The sequence below is a fragment of the Leeuwenhoekiella palythoae genome (assembly GCF_020310025.1).
Classification (GTDB): domain Bacteria; phylum Bacteroidota; class Bacteroidia; order Flavobacteriales; family Flavobacteriaceae; genus Leeuwenhoekiella; species Leeuwenhoekiella palythoae.
This window is the reverse complement of the sequence record NZ_CP084318.1, coordinates 3,922,178-3,939,632: the sequence shown is the minus strand read 5'-3', so window position 1 is coordinate 3,939,632 and position 17,455 is coordinate 3,922,178. Positions and strand designations below refer to the sequence as shown.

At 39.5% G+C, this 17,455-nt stretch carries 18 protein-coding genes; 9 read left to right on the top strand and 9 right to left on the bottom strand.

What is annotated here, in order from left to right; genetic code table 11:
- Positions 1-53 precede the first annotated feature (53 nt).
- Both LDL79_RS16915 and LDL79_RS16910 read left to right on the top strand, forming a co-directional pair.
- Positions 54-1,103 carry a glycoside hydrolase family 43 protein gene (locus tag LDL79_RS16915; RefSeq protein WP_225598596.1) on the top strand — a complete coding sequence of 350 codons (1,050 nt, stop codon included), beginning with the start codon at positions 54-56 and terminating at the stop codon, positions 1,101-1,103.
- Between the two features lie 93 nt (positions 1,104-1,196).
- Complete coding sequence (locus tag LDL79_RS16910; protein WP_225598595.1) at positions 1,197-2,414, top strand: multidrug effflux MFS transporter; 1,218 nt, start codon at positions 1,197-1,199, stop codon at positions 2,412-2,414.
- A gap of 49 nt (positions 2,415-2,463) precedes the next feature.
- Here LDL79_RS16910 and LDL79_RS16905 read toward each other — a convergent pair whose 3' ends face one another.
- The 3 genes from LDL79_RS16905 to LDL79_RS16895 all read right to left on the bottom strand — a co-directional run bounded on the left by LDL79_RS16905 (position 2,464) and on the right by LDL79_RS16895 (position 7,380).
- On the bottom strand, positions 2,464-4,986 hold the full coding sequence (locus LDL79_RS16905; protein ID WP_225598594.1) for a M14 family zinc carboxypeptidase: 2,523 nt from the start codon (positions 4,984-4,986) through the stop codon (positions 2,464-2,466).
- A gap of 194 nt (positions 4,987-5,180) precedes the next feature.
- Positions 5,181-5,555, bottom strand: coding sequence for a PUR family DNA/RNA-binding protein (locus LDL79_RS16900; protein ID WP_072982319.1), 375 nt, complete (start codon positions 5,553-5,555; stop codon positions 5,181-5,183).
- Between the two features lie 67 nt (positions 5,556-5,622).
- Positions 5,623-7,380 carry an ABC transporter ATP-binding protein gene (locus LDL79_RS16895; protein WP_225598593.1) on the bottom strand — a complete coding sequence of 586 codons (1,758 nt, stop codon included), beginning with the start codon at positions 7,378-7,380 and terminating at the stop codon, positions 5,623-5,625.
- A gap of 235 nt (positions 7,381-7,615) precedes the next feature.
- Here LDL79_RS16895 and nusB point away from each other — a divergent pair, with 235 nt between their 5' ends.
- The 3 genes from nusB to yajC all read left to right on the top strand — a co-directional run bounded on the left by nusB (position 7,616) and on the right by yajC (position 9,470).
- Positions 7,616-8,563, top strand: coding sequence for a transcription antitermination factor NusB (gene nusB, locus LDL79_RS16890; RefSeq protein WP_072982315.1), 948 nt, complete (start codon positions 7,616-7,618; stop codon positions 8,561-8,563).
- A gap of 138 nt (positions 8,564-8,701) precedes the next feature.
- Entirely contained in the window at positions 8,702-9,166 is a 465-nt protein-coding gene (locus tag LDL79_RS16885; protein ID WP_072982313.1) for a DUF1573 domain-containing protein, read from the top strand.
- Between the two features lie 10 nt (positions 9,167-9,176).
- Entirely contained in the window at positions 9,177-9,470 is a 294-nt protein-coding gene (gene yajC, locus LDL79_RS16880) for a preprotein translocase subunit YajC (RefSeq protein WP_009780051.1), read from the top strand.
- 126 nt (positions 9,471-9,596) lie between these two features.
- On the opposite strand, the gene LDL79_RS16875 is transcribed toward yajC, so the two are convergent.
- From LDL79_RS16875 to LDL79_RS16855, 5 genes are all read right to left on the bottom strand, one after another.
- Positions 9,597-10,430 carry a ferritin-like domain-containing protein gene (locus LDL79_RS16875; protein WP_225598592.1) on the bottom strand — a complete coding sequence of 278 codons (834 nt, stop codon included), beginning with the start codon at positions 10,428-10,430 and terminating at the stop codon, positions 9,597-9,599.
- Between the two features lie 26 nt (positions 10,431-10,456).
- Positions 10,457-11,185 carry a ferritin-like domain-containing protein gene (locus tag LDL79_RS16870; RefSeq protein WP_225598591.1) on the bottom strand — a complete coding sequence of 243 codons (729 nt, stop codon included), beginning with the start codon at positions 11,183-11,185 and terminating at the stop codon, positions 10,457-10,459.
- A gap of 320 nt (positions 11,186-11,505) precedes the next feature.
- The gene (locus tag LDL79_RS16865) at positions 11,506-12,120 is read right to left on the bottom strand and encodes a M15 family metallopeptidase (protein ID WP_225598590.1); all 615 of its coding nucleotides are present in this window, start codon (positions 12,118-12,120) and stop codon (positions 11,506-11,508) included.
- 14 nt (positions 12,121-12,134) lie between these two features.
- Entirely contained in the window at positions 12,135-12,416 is a 282-nt protein-coding gene (locus tag LDL79_RS16860) for a DUF3817 domain-containing protein (RefSeq protein WP_072982305.1), read from the bottom strand.
- Positions 12,417-13,034 (bottom strand): YqaA family protein, encoded by a 618-nt coding sequence (locus tag LDL79_RS16855; protein ID WP_167598845.1) that lies wholly within the window; start codon positions 13,032-13,034, stop codon positions 12,417-12,419. It lies immediately after the preceding gene.
- Between the two features lie 138 nt (positions 13,035-13,172).
- Between LDL79_RS16855 and LDL79_RS16850 the strand changes: the two genes are divergently transcribed.
- A complete protein-coding gene (locus LDL79_RS16850) occupies positions 13,173-13,892 on the top strand; it encodes an SDR family oxidoreductase (RefSeq protein WP_225598589.1) in 720 nt (239 codons plus the stop codon).
- A 158-nt stretch (positions 13,893-14,050) separates the two neighbouring features.
- On the opposite strand, the gene LDL79_RS16845 is transcribed toward LDL79_RS16850, so the two are convergent.
- Entirely contained in the window at positions 14,051-14,431 is a 381-nt protein-coding gene (locus tag LDL79_RS16845; protein WP_167596935.1) for a hypothetical protein, read from the bottom strand.
- A 253-nt stretch (positions 14,432-14,684) separates the two neighbouring features.
- Between LDL79_RS16845 and LDL79_RS16840 the strand changes: the two genes are divergently transcribed.
- The 3 genes from LDL79_RS16840 to LDL79_RS16830 all read left to right on the top strand — a co-directional run bounded on the left by LDL79_RS16840 (position 14,685) and on the right by LDL79_RS16830 (position 17,398).
- The gene (locus tag LDL79_RS16840) at positions 14,685-16,214 is read left to right on the top strand and encodes a DEAD/DEAH box helicase (RefSeq protein WP_072982860.1); all 1,530 of its coding nucleotides are present in this window, start codon (positions 14,685-14,687) and stop codon (positions 16,212-16,214) included.
- Positions 16,215-16,393: 179 nt separating this feature from the next.
- A complete protein-coding gene (locus LDL79_RS16835; protein WP_225598588.1) occupies positions 16,394-17,053 on the top strand; it encodes a DUF2490 domain-containing protein in 660 nt (219 codons plus the stop codon).
- 24 nt (positions 17,054-17,077) lie between these two features.
- Positions 17,078-17,398: a hypothetical protein gene (locus LDL79_RS16830; RefSeq protein WP_167596937.1), complete on the top strand. Its 321-nt coding sequence runs from the start codon at positions 17,078-17,080 to the stop codon at positions 17,396-17,398.
- The last annotated feature ends 57 nt before the right edge of the window (positions 17,399-17,455 follow it).

Here is a 17,455-nt window from a genome sequence, read left to right as displayed (position 1 = left end):
TTTCGTATACTTGTAAGTTAAATGTAGAATCAACACTTTTAATTATACTTTATATGCGATCTATTTATACGTTGCCCTTGGCACTTTTGCTGCTCATTGTGAGTTCTTGTAACGAAGCACAAGAAACGACCGAAGCAGAAACGCTTTCAGAAGAAAAAACTACCTGTACCGAAATGCCCTATAACAATCCCATAGTGGGGCAGCGAGCCGATCCTTGGGTATACAAGGATAGCGACGGAACTTATTATTTTATAGCCACTGCACCCGAATATGATCGTATTGAGATCAGAAAAGCCAATACCATTAATGCTCTGGGTACCGCTGAACCGCAAGTGATCTGGACGAAGCACGAGACCGGTAAAATGGGACATCACATTTGGGCACCTGAATTACACAAAATAGATGGAAAATGGTATGTTTATTTTGCTGCGGGTGAAGCCGAAAATGTTTGGAACATCAGGATGTTTGCGCTTTCTACCGATGCTGCAGATCCTACACAAGGCGATTGGGTAGAAGAGGGGCAGATCGCTACCGAACGGGATTCGTTTTCACTCGATGCGACCACTTTTGAACATAAGGGAACCCGTTACTTGATTTGGGCACAAAACGTACGAGAAGGTGAGAACACGTCGCTGGTAATGTCTGCGATGGAAAATCCAACGACCTTAACTGGTCCTGAAATTATCATTACCGATCCTGAATACGATTGGGAACGTATAGGCTATAAAGTAAATGAAGGTCCGGCAGTATTAAAGCGCAACGGAAAGATCTTTGTAACCTATTCAGCAAGTGCTACAGATGCTAATTATGCAGTGGGTTTGCTCTGGGCTGATGAAGATGCAGACTTGATGGATGAGGCCTCTTGGAATAAATCAGAAACTCCGGTTTTTACTACTAATGCAGACGCACGACGTTTTGGTCCCGGCCATAACTCGTTTACTAAAGCCGAAGATGATACTATCGATGTGATGATCTATCACGCCCGAGTTTATGAGCAAATACGTGGAAACTCGCTATACGATTTTAACCGTCACACCCGCGCAAGAGTCCTAAAATGGGATGAAAAAGGCTTCCCTGATTTTAGACAAGACCAGCGCGACTAACATTTTTGACATTAATCAAGGCATTCCTAAGCCTCGCAGGAGTTTGTTTCTCTTGCGAGGCTTAACTTTGTGCACTTATTTAATTTTAATTTTATGAGTGAAGTAAAAACAAGAAAATCCCCCGGCTTAATATTAATTCTTGGTTTACTTACGGCTTTAGGCCCTATCGCAACAGATATTTACTTACCGGCCTTTGAAGATATCGCGGTAAAGCTCAATACACACATCAGCACGATTTCTTATACGCTCTCGAGCTTTTTTATCGGGCTTTCTATCGGGCAACTCATCTATGGGCCGATGCTAGAACGTTTTGGTCGCAAAAAGCCTATATACATAGGTCTTGTTATTTATTTTCTCGCTTCTCTAGGTTGTGCCTTATCTGCTGATATTTATATTTTAATCGGTTTGCGATTCTTTCAAGCAGTTGGCGCTTGCGCGGGAATGGTAGCTGCTCGTGCTCTTGTGCGCGATCTGTTTGAAGATAAAGAAGTCGCTCAGGTATTTTCGCTGTTGATGGTCGTTGTGGCTGTATCGCCTATAATCGCCCCAACTTTAGGCGGATTGATCACTATTCAGTTGGGATGGCGTTGGGTTTTTGCCAGCTTGAGTATTCTAACGCTCTTGGTTTTTATAGGTTCGTATTTTAAACTTCCGCACGGTAAGCCTGCGAATCCACAGCATTCTTTACGCCTGAAGCCGGTTTTGAAGAATTATAGAGAAGTACTACTAGATAAACAATTTGCGGTATATGCGATCTCGGGATCTATTGCTTATGCAGGGATCTATTCTTATCTCAGCGGGTCGCCCCACATTTATTTAGAATTGTTTGCGGTCAGTAAAACTGAATATAGTATCATTTTTGCGATCATCGCAGCAGGTCTGATCGGTTCGAGTCAAATAAATAATCTGATTTTAAAAAAGAAGGAAACCGCGCAGGTGGTACCTGTAGCTCAAGTATTTCAGTGCTTACTATCAGTGGCACTAGTTGCGATTAGCTATTTTGAAGTAGGTGGATTGTACTTAACCACTGTTTTTATCTTTCTGTATATGTGCTGTTTGGGCTTTATCTTTCCTAACGCATCAGCATTATCGCTTGTGCGCTTGGGCCATACCGCCGGAAATGCTTCGGCAATGTTAGGAGCGATACAAATGGTAATGGGTGCTATTGGTTCGGCTTTAGTAAGTTATTTTCAAGCACGTACAGATCTTGCGATGTATTTGGTGATGTGTAGTGTGGCATTCTTAGCCTTCGCACTGCTGATTTCAGGAACCAAAAGTTTAAAGTCGGCTTACCATCTGGCGGAAAAATAAAAGCCCCGTTTTCACGAGGCTTTGTCTTTCAATTCTTTCAGTAGAAGAATTACATCTGATTACTGAAGAAAATACCATTCATTAAAAGCTTAGAAGTCCCGTACCAGAAGGCTCTAAAGTTGGTGTTGTCTGTAAATATCAGCACTTCACCGCGGCCTGAAGATTGGTGTACAAAAGGGCGTGTGCCTTTGATGGCTTCGTAATTGATGGGACTGATGTATCCCGCTGCAAGCGGTTCTTCGGTATATAAAATAGGGTTTTTATAACTGGTCTCGTCTGCTTCGATAAACAAGGTGGTGTCTCTAAACAAACTGATGGCTGCATTATCATACCCATAAGCAATAGGATGAGAGCGATCAAGCTTGGCGCTAAAGATCGCACCGCCAATCACCTGAGCACCATTAAAGTCACTGCGTTGTTCAAAAGTGACCTCTTTCGCCGGATTTTCGGTTTCTACTTCTCTAAAATCAACTAATCCCTGACGTTTGATCCAGCGCGCGGCATTTTTAAAGCCTATAAGCGTCCCGCCATTGCGCACCCAAGCAGCGATTTTAGTTCCTGCCGACTCGCCTAAACCGCCGCCCCAGCCGCTGGTAGGCATAATAATCGTGGTGTATTGTGACAGGTCTGTTCTGTTAAAATTACGGGTATCTAGTTTTGTAATGCTGATGTCAAAACGGGTGTCGAGCAGATGCCAGATTTCGCCTGCATCATAAGATCTGATGCCGTCGCCTACGAGCAACGCGATCTTCTGAGGTTTTAAAGCTTCAAATTTGCGACTCCCAAGATCGATACCTTCAGTCAAACCGGTTTTTACAGGATCAATATTCAAGTGTGAGGCTTTAGCGACATCATCTAAAAATGCCTGAAGGTCCGCAGCATTCAAACTTTGATTTTGAACAGGAATCATCACGCTTCCGTAGTCATAATCGATTCCACCAACGCTAAAGGGTTGCAAGGCCACTTTAGCACGAATCCCTTTATTCAAGATTGCATTAAGGGCTTTAGGCGCATAATAATTTCCCCACGGCAATATATATGCATACTCGCTGCGAGATAAGCTAAGCGGTGTTTGCAAAGCAACGCTGTCTATTTTTGTACCTGCAATACTCGCCGGAGCGCTGTCGCTAAAATCTAAGTTGAAGGCTAAAGGAAAACTCCAAGCCGAAATATCATAAAACAAGCTGTCCTCAAAAGTGGTGCGTTTTTCAAACATTCCCCTTAATAATCGGCTGTGTTTTTGCGTTTTGGGAACCACATAACTACTCTCAGTATCAAAGCTCAAGTCTTTAGTAGTATAGTTTTCTGAAGGTTTGTACACTGCGATTTTATGGCGCTGTAAAAGCTTTGCAAGATGTGCAGCCCGCGCCGGATCGTTTTTACTCCCGAAGATATAAGCGTCTTTTCCTGCTTCATTTCTGCTATTTACATAAAAGTCACGCTGATAATCCAGCATCTTTTTACGCATACCTTGTGCGGCGGTAATGGTAGAAAGAAAAGCAGTAAACTGATTGCGTATCGTAAACGGAAACGTTAGGAGTCCGTTATCAGTTTCCTGAACGTGACCTCGCGAACTCGCTTGCTCAAAAAGAATTCCTACACTCCCGTTGATATCCGGAAAAGTAGAGCCTTTACCGTAATAGAAGTCGTCGTAATCTTCTTCAGTATAGTAAAATGAACCGATCTTATCAAAAGCGGCAGCGTGGTATTTACCAATTTCTGCAGTGAGCTCTTGATTGAGTTTTGGTGTTAAAGGGTGCGTACGGCTTTGAATCCCCGGTTGAAAGAAGAACGAAGAGTTGCTTCCCATCTCATGATGATCTGTCAAAATATTAGGGTACCACTCGTGAAAGGTTTTAATGCGCACTTGAGATTCCGGTAATTCTGCCGGAAGCCAGTCTCTATTAAGGTCAAACCAATAATGATTGGTACGACCGCCCGGCCAGACCTCGCTGTATTCGCGATCTTGAGGATCAGTGGTTAAGTTTTGGTTTTTGTTGGTGTTTGCCCAGTACGAAAAACGCTGAAGCCCATCAGGATTAAAGGAAGGATCAAATAGAATAACCACATCTTGAAGCATTGCATCAATTTTAGCTCCTTGTGCCGCAGCCAGATAATAAACGGCCAGCAAACCGGCATTTGAACCGCTGGGCTCATTACCGTGAATACTCATACCCTGGTAGGTTACAATAGGCATCGTTTCGGTATCCATATTGGCGCCGCCGCTTTCGGTTAGGGCGTGATGTTCTTCTTTAATTTGAGCTAGATTGGCGTGATTTTCAGGAGAAGTGATCGTAAGTAGCAACAAAGGTCTGCCTTCATAGGTAGTACCTCTGTTTTCAATAGTTATGCGATCTGAAGCCGCTGCCATCGTGCGCATATAACCTACCAAGGCATCGTGGCTCACGTGCCATTCTCCCGGCACATAGCCCAAAATCTCCTGCGGTTTTGGGATCTCAGGATCGTAGGTAACATCATCAGGCAAGTAGTAATCCAGCGATGGGTGCATCACCTGCGCGGTGGACTGAAAAATTGTAAAAATCAAGAAAAGATGGAGTAGGAGTTGTTTCATAGAATAGTATATAACTTTTAGTATGGTTTTAAATATATCATTTTTTAAAGAACTGCTTTTGATAACCACGGAACACAAGGTTTAAATTGTGCGGACTTCTTCTCGCTACAAATCGCGTATTTTAGGATATTCTTAAAATCAGGGTACAAAAAAAGCCGCAAACTATGCGGCTTTAAAATCTTGGGATTTGATTTTTAAATATCGTCAAAACTTACATCAGTAAAAGCTTTTGCCGATTTGCCTTCTAATACAGGCTCTTTATCTTCTTCTTTAACGTAATCACTCTGGTGACGCTCGCTGATGACTTCTTCTCCTTTTTCATCAAGAATGTAAGCAGTCATTTCATTTAAGATCTCAGAGAATCCTTCAAAATCTTCTTTATAAAGGTAGATTTTATGTTTTTTGTAGTGAAAGGAACCATCATCATTTGTGAACTTTTTACTCTCAGTAATGGTTAAGTAGTAATCTCCCGCACGTGTAGAACGTACATCAAAAAAGTAGGTGCGACGACCTGCTCTTAACACTTTCGAGAATATTTCATCATTCCCCTTCATTTCATTATTGCTCATAATCTATGTTTAGTTAATACGCTTTATACTTTCAAAAATGGAAAAAAATTAAATGGTGTACAAAATTTTATTCCATTTCTTTTTCGTCTAATTGTTTTCGGTAGAGTTCTTGATAATATCCCTCTTCTGCGATAAGATCTGCGTGGGTTCCGCGTTGAATGATCTCACCTTCTTCCAGAATGATAATTTTATCTGCATTTTTTGCGGAAGAGATACGGTGGCTTACTAAAATCGTAGTTTTGGTTGCAGCCACTTTTTTGAGATTGCTCAGGATTTCTTCTTCGGTTTCAGTATCAACTGCCGAAAGACTATCGTCAAAAAGTAAGATCTGCGGATCTTTAATAATTGCTCTGGCAATTGAAACACGTTGCTTTTGACCGCCACTGAGGGTAATACCTCGTTCTCCTAAAATGGTATCATATCCTTTTGAAAAATCTACGATATTATTGTGTACCACAGCATCTTTTGCAGCCTGAATCACTTGCGCATCAGTAGCATTGTTATTACCAAACTTGATGTTCTCTTTGATACTGTCGCTAAATAAAAAGGCTTCTTGCGGTACATAACCTATGCTGGTACGCAGGTCTTTAAGATTCAATTGATCAATAGGCGTGTTGTCAACGGTGATCACTCCGCTTGTAGTGTCGTACAAGCGACCAATAAGCTCCAGAATAGTTGATTTTCCTGAACCGGTCTTACCGATGATCGCCAATGTTTCGCCTTGATTAACTTCAAAAGAAACCTCTTTAAGAGCGGTTATATTAGTATCCTCGTAGGTGAATGTTACGTTGTCAAACTTGATGCTTCCGTTTACCGGCGTGTGGGCTTCGGTTTTGTTTACGATTTCGGGCTTTTCTTTTAGAAATTCGTTGATGCGTTTCTGAGAAGCTTCGGCTTGTTGCACCAAAGAAGTGATCCAGCCTACAGAAGCTACCGGCCAAGTCAACATATTGACGTAGATCAGAAACTCAACGATGACTCCCAGATCAGGAATGCTTCCGTCTATATATTTTTTTCCACCTATATAAATAACCAGCAAGTTGCTGACCCCAATAAGAGCGATCATCAACGGGAAAAAGAAGGCTTGCACTTTAACGAGATCTAAGTTCTTTTTTTTGTTGGTCTCACTCAGTTTTTCAAAATTCTCATAGGTTTGAGGTTCGATACCGTAAGCTTTGATCACACCGATACCGCTGAAAGATTCTTGCGTAAAGGTGCTTAAATGCGACAGGTACTGCTGTACGATGGTACTGCGTTTATGAATAAGTCGGCTTAATTGATAAATCGCAACAGAAAGAATAGGTAAGGGGATGAGCACGTATAACGTAAGTTCAGGAGCCGTGTAAAACATATACGGGATCACGGTAGCAAATAGAATGACCGTAGTTACGCCATACATTATAGCGGGGCCTAAGTACATACGCACTTTGCTGACATCTTCACTGATACGGTTCATCAGATCTCCCGTACGATTCTTTTTGTAGAAGCTAAGCGACAGGTTTTGATATTGATCATACACTTCGTTTTTGAGATCAGCTTCCATATAGCGTGAAACCACGATAAACATCTGACGCATCAAAAAGGTGAAAAAGGCCGAAAGCAGCGCGGCACCCAGAAGTAAAAACAGCGTCATCAGGAGTTGCTGCTTGAGTTCGCTTAAATCACCACCATCACTAATGTAATTCTCCACATATTTGATCATATCGCCCGAAAACTTAGGCGTGAGAATGGCAAATATGCGTGCCACAAGTACGATGAAAAAGCCTAGAATAAGCTTCCATTTATACTTTTTAAAATACTTATTGAGATGCTGAAGTTCTTTCATAGTATGCAATTGGGACTGCGCTAAAAAGCTGAAAAGGAGATTAGCTTAGCGAAGCCGCGCAAAGATAAGCGATTCGGCTTGAATAGCACGGTTTAGATTTTTTATATAAAAGTCTAATTATGCTGTTAGAAAAATCATTTAAAATGTATTTTTGCATCGATTTTGTCCAAACGGGCAAACTGGCTGGTTAGCTTGAATAATACGAAACCCAAATAACCAAAAGTTCTTTTGAATTATGCTTAACAGAAGGCACATTCGCGTAAAAGTTATGCAGGCATTGTATGCGCTGCATCAATCAGAACAACCTGATCTACTAAAGGAAGAAAAGTTTTTAAACGCGAGTACTGCTCAAATGTATGAGCTGTATCTTACGATTGTAGATCTGCTTGTAGAGATACACGCACACGCTAAAGACATTCTGGAGCGCTCTCAGCAAAAAATGCTGGCCACAGAATCTGAGAAGAATCCTAATCTCAAATTTGTAAACAATCCGGTGCTGGTTAAGCTTTCGGAAAACGAATTACTGCAAAAAGAACTTAAAAAAGCTAAACTTAATAACTGGAGGTTAGATAATGAGTATGTTGTTTTGCTATACAACGAACTCATCGCAAGTGATTTTTATGCGGAATATATGGCCTCTGAAACCAGCGACTTTAAAACAGATCGTGATTTTGTAATTGACTTTTTTACTGAATTTGTAGCGCCTAATGATAAGCTTTATGATTATTTGGAAGATTACCGTTTAACCTGGGTTGATGATCTTCCTGTGGTTAATACCACAATTGTAAAGCGTTTGGGTAAGATCAAGCCTAATTCTCCTGAAAGTACCATTTTGCCTAAACTGTATAAAGATGAAGAAGACCGTCAGTTTGCAAAAGATTTATTGTTGCGTACTGCCCGTAATGACGAGGAGTACGAAGCTGAAATTTTAGGTAACACGCCAAACTGGGATCAGGACCGTATTGCGACACTTGATAAAATATTGATCAAGATGGCTTTGTGCGAATTTCTGAGATTCTCTTCGATCCCTGTGAAGGTTACTATCAATGAATATTTAGAATTGTCTAAAGAATACTCAACGCCCAAGAGTAGCATTTTTGTAAATGGTGTTCTGGATCGTTTGGTTAAAAAGTATAAAAAAGACAATAGGCTCAATAAAGCCGGTAGAGGTCTTATTGAATAAATGATTTATACAATATCCAGATCAACTATAATTAGGCTTGTTTGCGTAGGTGCATCGCACCTATTTTCCTGATAAAGCCGGCATACTAGGGTATGGATTAAAATTGTATTTTTGAAACTCTAAAAAAGTAATAGAATTATGAAAAAAGTATTTTTAGCAGTAGGTCTTGTTGCTGCAGTAGCATTTACGTCTTGTAAAGACAATGCTTCAGACAAAGTAAAAGGAGAAAATGTAGAGATGGCTGCAACTCGTGATGCAGATGCTACTGTTTTCCCAACTATGGAATTTGAAGAGAGCGCTTATGATTTTGGTAATATTGCGCGCGGTACTGCTGTAGAGCACGTTTTTAAATTTAAAAATACCGGTAAAGCACCCTTAGTAATTGTAGATGCTACAAGTACTTGCGGTTGTACAGTACCAAGTTATCCTAAAGAACCTATTCAGCCAGGAGAGACCGGAGAGCTTTTAGTAAAATATAACGGAAGTGGTCTTAACGCTGTAACTAAAATTGTTACTGTAAAATCTAACACTGAAAAAGGATCTGAAACCGTAAAAATCACTGCATTTGTACAATCGGCTGAAGGACCGGCTGTAAACGGATAAGCACTTATAAATGGAACAAATAACAAGTTTTTTACCTATTCTTTTGATGATCGCCGTGGTTTATCTTTTTATGATACGCCCGCAGATGAAACGTCAAAAGGAAGAGAAAAAATTCGCTGAAGAATTAAAAAGAGGAGATCGTGTCATTACCAAGAGCGGTCTTCACGGAAAAATTTTAGATTTAAATGATACTACGGTGATCTTAGAATCAGGAGCCGGTAAGATGAAGTTTGAGCGTACTGCGCTCTCGCTGGAACTTACCAAGAAACTGAACGAGCCCGCCAAGGTTGAAAAGAAGAAGTAATAGTTATACAATACTGTTTACTTAAAAAACCTGATGGAAATCCATCAGGTTTTTTTATGCGCTAAACTAAAAATCCCTTACCGAATGATCGGTAAGGGATTGGTATTTATAAAAAGAAACTAAGTCTTATGATTCTATAAATAAGCTTGCAATTGTAACCGCTTCGTCCCTCGTTAGGATTTCGTCATATGCTTGTGTTGCAGCATCCATTGTGAATGGAGATCCAGAACCTAAGGTCGTTACATCTACACCGCCTTGTGAGATATTATCTTCACCATTATATACAGCTTGTGTAGCTTCCGGCATACCGGCACCTCTTTGGTTACCAGTGATCCATCCTTCAAGACCTCTTAATCTTCTGATCTCAGAAGCGTGACGTGCTTCAACAGAATGTATTTGTAATGCTGCCGTTAAAACACCGGCGCTTCCCATTAGGTTTGCAGCCTGCCCTTTATAAGCACGTACTCCTGTATCTTCAAATGCTTGCGCTAAGGCTAGTAATTGAGCATATGCAGTAGCTTGCCCGGCACCGTTTTCATTAAATGGGTCAAATGCACCACCAGCAGTAAAATCAAAGGAAGGTTTAGCTACAGGATCTGCGCCTGCACCTTCAATAGCTGCTGTTAAAAAGTCTACGTGTTGCGATTCGTGCTTAGAGATCTGTTGATAAATTGCCTCTGCTTTAGCATTGCCTGAAAGTACCCCAGAGTCTAAAGCCATTGCATAAAATTCGTCTTCAAGATATTCTAAGGTAAGTGCTAAATTAAGTACACCAACAACATCACCAGAACTACTTTGTGCCATCGCTTTATTAGAAGCGGTAGCAAGCCCAAATGGAACTGCCGCAAGTGCTGCTTTTTTACCAATGCTTCCTAACTGACCAAACATAGCCCGTCTCGAAGTCATAGGTTCTTGCATTTTATCTGTAGTAAATTCGTCTAGAAATTTTATTAAATTCATTGTAGTAAGTTTTTAATGGTTAGTAATTACGCTCCCGGATTGTTATAGGTAAACGGAGTTACGAAGAATCCGCCTGCTGCAGAAATCACTTCTTCAGGTGAAGCCGCTAAGTCTAATCCGTTGCTATCGATAATATCGTCTCCGGCAAAAGCAGTATAATCTGCGCTTCCGTTTATAATAGAGCGAATTGCCGCCGCGTGACGTGCTTCAACAGAAACAATTTTTCCTGCTAATGTAAGATACACAGCAGTCTGAATGTACTGGCCAGCACCATTGTATGCGCTTACTCCTGTGTCTTCAAGAACTCTTGCAGTTCCTAAAACAGAGTCTCTATCGCCAAAATCTACACTACTAAAATCAAATTCTAGATCAGCAGTCAATTGCTGCTCCATAGGTACATTTGCACCAATTGCAGCTTTAAAGAATTCACGGTGATTTACCTCATGATTATAAAGGTCTAATAAAATGGCTTTTTCGTCTGCTGAAGCGCTGGCATAAAAAGAACCATTAACAACATTAGTATAAAAAGCAGCCTCTAGTTGCTCTAGAGCGTATGCGTAGTTTAAAACACCAACATCACCAGTACCTAGGTCAAAGGTTCCGCCGCCCATCATATTGCCATTGTCGTCATCATCGCTACAAGCAGCTAATAATAAACTAGAACCGGCTAATGCAAGACCGCTTACTTTTAAGAAGTTTCTGCGGTTTCTACCAACAGTTTGAGTTTTTACCTCAATCAATTTTTTCTTTTTCATAATTTGAGTTTCTTTGGTTATTAATACTTATTGAAACTTACGTGGAAAAAGAGGGTAGGGTTTTCCTAATGTATTTCTTTAACAAAGATTTGGGAGTAATGCTACCAAATAGTCTATGTTTTAAGAATAATTATGGGTGTTGCGTAATGCTACATAAACACTTCATTAAGAGAAAAATGTGAAGAATATGTTGGCTTATTAGAAGAATTAAAATTTATCAATGTGATAATTGAAAATTTTAAAATAAAAAAACCGAATCATTGTAAAATCATTCGGTTTTTTGAATCTATGTGTTTTCAGTTTTTGGAGAAAGATCTTGATCAATCACATTCAAAGTCAAAATCTATGATCTCAAAGCCATAATTCTTTTTGTAGTTGAAATGCCACCATTCTGTACGAATCGTTTGAAAGCCGAAACGCGTCATTCCTTCCTGTAACAATTTGCGATTGTCTAACACTTCTTGCGGCAAAGAGGTATTGTCTATATGTGCTTCCCTTCCGAAGAAATCAAAATCAGTTCCCATGTTAAGCGGTGTGCCATCTAATTTTTCAAGACTGAGGTCAACCGCGGCTCCGCGATTGTGTACAGAGCCCGAAGTATAGGGGTTGGCAACATATTGCGCGTTAGGATAGACCGCCCACATTTTCTTTTGAGCACTTACAGGTCTATAGCAGTCGTACAAAACTATGCGATATCCTTTTTCGCAGAAATAATGATTAGCCTCCTTGAGGGCGGCTGCTACTTCAGGTCTGAGATAGCACGAAGCACAATCGTAAAAAGCTTCTTTTAAAAAATTATTGTCTGTTGCGTAGCGTATGTCGTAAGTAAAACCATCAGCGAGGGTATCAATTTTAATTAGAGGAACTTCAGCTTGCTGTGCAAATGCAAAACTTCCTAATAGAAAAAATACCGAAGCTAAATATGATTTTATCATAACAGAACTAGATTTTAAGCTTGATTTTTAAGATACTTACGTTCCATCCAGAAGGTGCCAAATGGGATTACAGAACAGATCAAAACAATAAATAGCGTTTTAAAGTTCCATTTTAATTCAAATTTTACCAGTATCGCCATAACGACATAGAGAAGAAACAAAATGCCGTGAGCCATACCAATAATCTGGTTTGGACCCGTTTGATCAAAAATATACTTCAAAGGCATTGTAACAAAAAGGATAAGAAGAAGAGAAACACCCTCTAGTATACTTAAAATCTGAAAAGCTTTAATCATTTAAACTAAATTAAAAATAGCTGCACCATAAATGGCAAAACGTACAAAACGCAGCAAACCAAATAAAAGGTAATTGATAAATGGGTATTTAATCATCCCCGCAGCCATACTGCTGATCGCAAAAGGAACAGGTAGCACAGCACCTACAATGATAAGAAATCCGCCCCATTTACGGGCATTTTTAAGATGCTTCGCCATCTTTACTTCTAAATAATCGTGTACTGCAGGAATACGCGTTGAAGCACGGCCCATAAAATAACTGATGATTCCGCCGGCATAAGATAATATCGCGATAAGTGACAAATAGAGAATAGGATCTGGCATTTTATCACTCCATGCAATAAAGATCTCCGGTGGAATAAGGCCTAAAATACTTTCTGAAATAAAAAATACGGTGAGTACCCAAAAAGGAGGGAAGGTATCGGTCATCTTGACCAGTAGCGCGTTGATATCGATAACAAAATAATGTATCGCTAATAAAGCAGCTACAAATATGATAACAGGCGTAAGTGCTTTTTTTAAACTTCCACCTATAAAAGAATAGAATCCGGTAAACTTATAGTACTGGTGTAACAGACGGATTCTTGATTTTTTCTTTGTTTTGCTCTCTTGCGCCATTAATTTTTTTGCAAATATACCGCTTGAAAAACCTGTTGAAAAATTGTTTCTGCTAATATTTTTATAAATACCCAGATTTAGCAAAATTTTAAAGAAAGCTGCGTGGGTCTTGGGCTGAATAAGCCTTATTTTTAACATATGGAGAAATTTAAAAACAAAGTCGCTCTCATTACTGGAGGGACCAAAGGAATAGGTAAAGGAGTTGCTGAAGCTCTTCTAGAATTAGGAATGAATGTAGCCATTACCAGTAGAACGCTTACCGCTGCAGAGAAAGCGGCAGAGGAACTCAACAAAAGCGGAAAAGGTAAATCGCTTGGTGTAAAAGCTGATGTGCGCTCGATGGAAAGTCAGGTGCAAGCAGTAGATGCTGTTTTAAAAGAATTTGGCCAAATTGATGTTTTGGTCGCTAATGCCGGTTTAGGTCATTTTGCCAGTATTACCGATTTGACTGCAGATGAATGGCAAGAAACCATTGACACCAACTTGACCGGAGTTTTCTATAGTGTGAAAGCTTGTCTCAACGAACTCAAGCGTTCTAAGGGGTATATTTTTACTATATCTAGTCTTGCAGGTACTAATTTCTTTGCAAATGGCTCTGCTTATAACGCAAGTAAATTTGGTTTAACCGGCTTTACCCAAGCTATTATGCTAGACCTGCGCCAGGATGATGTTAAGGTGTCAACCATTATGCCGGGATCTGTGGCGACCCATTTTAATGGTAATGAACCTTCAAAAGAAGATGCTTGGAAGATTCAAAGCGAAGATATTGGGGAGCTGGTTGTAGACTTATTGAAAATGAATCCGCGTACGTTGCCAAGTAAGATTGAAGTTCGCCCTTCAAAACCACCTAAAAAGTAAACGAAATTCTATAGCAAGAGGTTTTAAGCGTGCGACTTCAGTAGATGCACAACTTCAACTGAGATAGATTCAAAAAAATCGGGAGTGTTTTAAACACTCCCGATTTTTTTATTGGTATGGTCAAAGGGTTATGACTAAGATATAAGTTTTCAATACGATTAATGCTCTTCAGCATACTCTTGCATTGCTTCAACGTAGGCTCTTAAATCTAAACGATTGACCTTATTTTCTGGTTCAGCAAGTAAGTTTAAAAGATACAGCAAACTCTCAGCAGGACTTGAGGTCACTTCGGTTTCTTCAAACTCATCTTCATATCCTTCTACCGGCTCCTCGTCAGGAATCGCGATGTCAAAGGTTTGATATGCTTCGATATGTTCAAAAACAAGACGTATTGTTTTTGCTAATAACGGGCGCTTTTCTTCAACTGCATAGGGTCTAAGATTTTGTAAATCTTCGACAACAGTATTGGTAATAATACCATTTTGCTCAACGTCGCCTATGAGCTTGTTTATAAGTTTTATCGCTTTTGGATTCTTCAAAATGATGTTTTTTATGTTGCCACAAAGGTAACAGATTAGGTATTTTTTACTGAAAGACTTTGCTAATTTTTTTCAGTTTTAAGAGGGCATAATTGGTGTTTTTATGAGCCTTTTAAAATTAAGAGTAATACTAAGCGTATTTTTTTAAAACTTATAATCTAAATTATCAATCATGTAATTCTTAAATCAAACTTTCGATAAGCCCTTAAAATGCCTTATTTTTGCAAAATTGAACCTTAAACAAACTTCACTTTTGAGCGAAAAAGCATCAGCGCAAGATAACGGCAACGGAAAAGAACTGTATAACTATCAATTAAATGACCTTGATAAGATCTTTAATTGTATGGAGGAGGAGTCTGATGACTTCAACCTCCTGTACCAGCTGCCTACCGGTGGTGGAAAAACAGTGATCTTTTCTGAAATCGTACGTCGCTATATTAAAGAAAAACAGAAAAAAGTAGTCATTCTTACACATAGAATTGAGCTTTCTTCTCAAACTTCAAAAATGCTTAAAAGTTTTGATGTGCCTAATATGGTCATCAACAGTAAGGTTAAAACTCTTGAAGGCAACGAAGATTACATGTGTTATGTAGCGATGGTAGAAACGCTTAATAACCGTCTTCAAGATGAGCAAATTGATATCAACGATATTGGCCTTGTAATTATAGATGAGGCGCATTATAATTCGTTTAGAAAGCTATTTAGTTACTTTAAAGATGCTTTTATTCTTGGAGTGACAGCTACACCTTTAAGTTCTAACGTTAAGTTACCGATGAAGGATAACTATCGTAAGCTTATTATAGGTGAAAGTATAGGCTCTCTTATTGAAAAAGGCTTTTTGGCTAAAGCCAATATGCATACGTATGATGTAGGTTTAAAAACGCTACAAGTAGGGATCAATGGGGATTACACGGTAAAGTCTTCAGAAATACTCTATACCAACCACAGCATGCAAGAGAAGCTTCTTGCAGCGTATGAAGAACGGGCTAAGGGTACAAAAACGCTTATTTTTAATAACGGGATCAATACCTCACGCTACGTATATGAAACCTTTAGAGAGGCGGGTTATGATGTAAAGCATTTAGACAATACGCACACCAATAAAGAACGAAAGGAAATTTTAAAATGGTTTAAGAATACTCCCGATGCTATTTTAACTTCGGTAAGTATTTTGACAACTGGTTTTGATGAACCTAGCGTTGAAACCATTATTCTCAATCGGGCGACACGTTCGTTGACGCTTTATTTTCAAATGATCGGTCGTGGTTCGCGTGTTTTACCAGATAAGAAGACCTTTGAAGTTATAGATTTGGGGAATAATATGGCGCGTTTCGGGTTATGGGATGCTCCAATGGATTGGAATGATATTTTCTTATATCCTGATTTCTATCTTGAAAACTTGGTGAGCGACGAAGAAATTGAGCGCAATTTTGAATACGTGATGCCGCCTGAACTTCGTGCTCAGTTCAGTAATAGTGAGTCGATTGAATTTGATATTAAAAAGGAATACGAAGATGTTTTTGCCAAAGGTCTGAAATCAAAAGAAGCGCTTGAGCGTTCTATTGATCAGCACGCGCGCATTATTTTTGAGAATACTGAAGATGTTTTTGATGCGCGTATTCTTGCCCGCGAACTTAAAGAAGAGATTCAATACCGTATTCGCTTGTATTCTTACTGCATTATGAAGAATACTAAAAATTACAAAGATTGGTTAGAAGAAGATTATATGCGTAAATTGAGACTCAAACTGAGTCAGATGTATGCTAATATTCCGGCTCAGTAAACTACCTCAGGGCAAGCTCACGAGGATTATTTTTACATACTAATTTTTAATTTTCAGGCATTTCGATGGCTTTTGGAAAAATGTATTTTTCCCTTATCCAACGCCAAAAAGCCCCCATTCTTATGCACAGCAGGACGCGAAGCTTTTATCTGACATTTCTTTTAGTTACTACCTCTTTTTTGCTTTCTTCGGAAAGTAATGCGCAACGTGGGAATCACGAATTGGGCGGGTGGTATATGTACTTTTTTGAGACAGATTTTGGCCAAAGCAACTTTGGTATAATGGGAGATGTTCAGCATCGAAGTTTTAATGTTGCTCATGATTTTCAACAATTCATTCTACGGGCAGGTTTATCTTACAAGTTTAAGAATTCCTCTTTTAGAGCTGTAGCAGGATATTCTTTTTTCAATAGCGGAACTTTCGGCCCTAGTAATGCTCAACTCATCGAAAATCGCTTGTACCAGGATCTCATCTGGACCAATGCCTTATTTGAAGGGCGCATCGCGCTGCTGCATCGCATCAGGATCGAAGAACGCTTTATAGAAAATCAAGACTTTAGATCCCGTTACCGTTATTTTCTAAACGCAAAGCTTCCGCTGAACTCCAAAGCAATGGGACCAAAGACTTTTTTCGCCTGGACGGCTGCCGAGATATTCGTGAATGGCGAGAAAAATATAGGCAATGGCCAATCTGTAAATCTTTATGACCGAACGTGGTTATTTGGTGGTTTAGGATACCAGTTTAGCAAAAGTTTACGGTCAGAACTCTCTTATATGCGTGAAATCACCGAAAACCAGACTAAAGGACAGTTAATTTTAAGTTTTTTTCACACTTTCTAAGAATCTAAATTATAGTTTTGCCCTATGATTTTAAAAAGTAAAACTTCAAAAGCCGGAATCAGCTTATTGCTGGTCTTGGCTCTTTTTGCTTTTAAAATTGTAGATCTTCATAATTATACGGCTAAAAAAGACAGAGATTCGGGGCATTCCTATCACGAACTTTGTTTGATGGGGGACAACCATAAACAGCATTTAGATTTTGTGCTTCCTCCGGTTTTTGAGATAGAGCAGGATGAGATTTTCGTTTATCTCAAAAAGCCTCAGACTTTTAGCAACACAAAACGGTTTTTTCTTTACATAGAAAAAAACCACCTCAATAAGGCGCCCCCCGCGCTTATCAGTTAAGCTTTTTCGATAGCTTATCGTATTTCAATTGTCCACAGTGTAGTGTGCGATTCCGTG

Coding starts and splice junctions, on each gene's coding strand:
- nusB (WP_072982315.1), top strand. CDS start 7,616: ATGCTTAACAGAAGGCACATTCGCGTAAAAGTTATGCAGGCATTGTAT.
- LDL79_RS16900 (WP_072982319.1), bottom strand. CDS start 5,555: ATGAGCAATAATGAAATGAAGGGGAATGATGAAATATTCTCGAAAGTG.
- LDL79_RS16830 (WP_167596937.1), top strand. CDS start 17,078: ATGATTTTAAAAAGTAAAACTTCAAAAGCCGGAATCAGCTTATTGCTG.
- LDL79_RS16910 (WP_225598595.1), top strand. CDS start 1,197: ATGAGTGAAGTAAAAACAAGAAAATCCCCCGGCTTAATATTAATTCTT.
- LDL79_RS16855 (WP_167598845.1), bottom strand. CDS start 13,034: ATGGCGCAAGAGAGCAAAACAAAGAAAAAATCAAGAATCCGTCTGTTA.
- LDL79_RS16915 (WP_225598596.1), top strand. CDS start 54: ATGCGATCTATTTATACGTTGCCCTTGGCACTTTTGCTGCTCATTGTG.
- LDL79_RS16860 (WP_072982305.1), bottom strand. CDS start 12,416: ATGATTAAAGCTTTTCAGATTTTAAGTATACTAGAGGGTGTTTCTCTT.
- yajC (WP_009780051.1), top strand. CDS start 9,177: ATGGAACAAATAACAAGTTTTTTACCTATTCTTTTGATGATCGCCGTG.
- LDL79_RS16850 (WP_225598589.1), top strand. CDS start 13,173: ATGGAGAAATTTAAAAACAAAGTCGCTCTCATTACTGGAGGGACCAAA.
- LDL79_RS16875 (WP_225598592.1), bottom strand. CDS start 10,430: ATGAATTTAATAAAATTTCTAGACGAATTTACTACAGATAAAATGCAA.
- LDL79_RS16895 (WP_225598593.1), bottom strand. CDS start 7,380: ATGAAAGAACTTCAGCATCTCAATAAGTATTTTAAAAAGTATAAATGG.
- LDL79_RS16905 (WP_225598594.1), bottom strand. CDS start 4,986: ATGAAACAACTCCTACTCCATCTTTTCTTGATTTTTACAATTTTTCAG.
- LDL79_RS16865 (WP_225598590.1), bottom strand. CDS start 12,120: ATGATAAAATCATATTTAGCTTCGGTATTTTTTCTATTAGGAAGTTTT.
- LDL79_RS16885 (WP_072982313.1), top strand. CDS start 8,702: ATGAAAAAAGTATTTTTAGCAGTAGGTCTTGTTGCTGCAGTAGCATTT.
- LDL79_RS16870 (WP_225598591.1), bottom strand. CDS start 11,185: ATGAAAAAGAAAAAATTGATTGAGGTAAAAACTCAAACTGTTGGTAGA.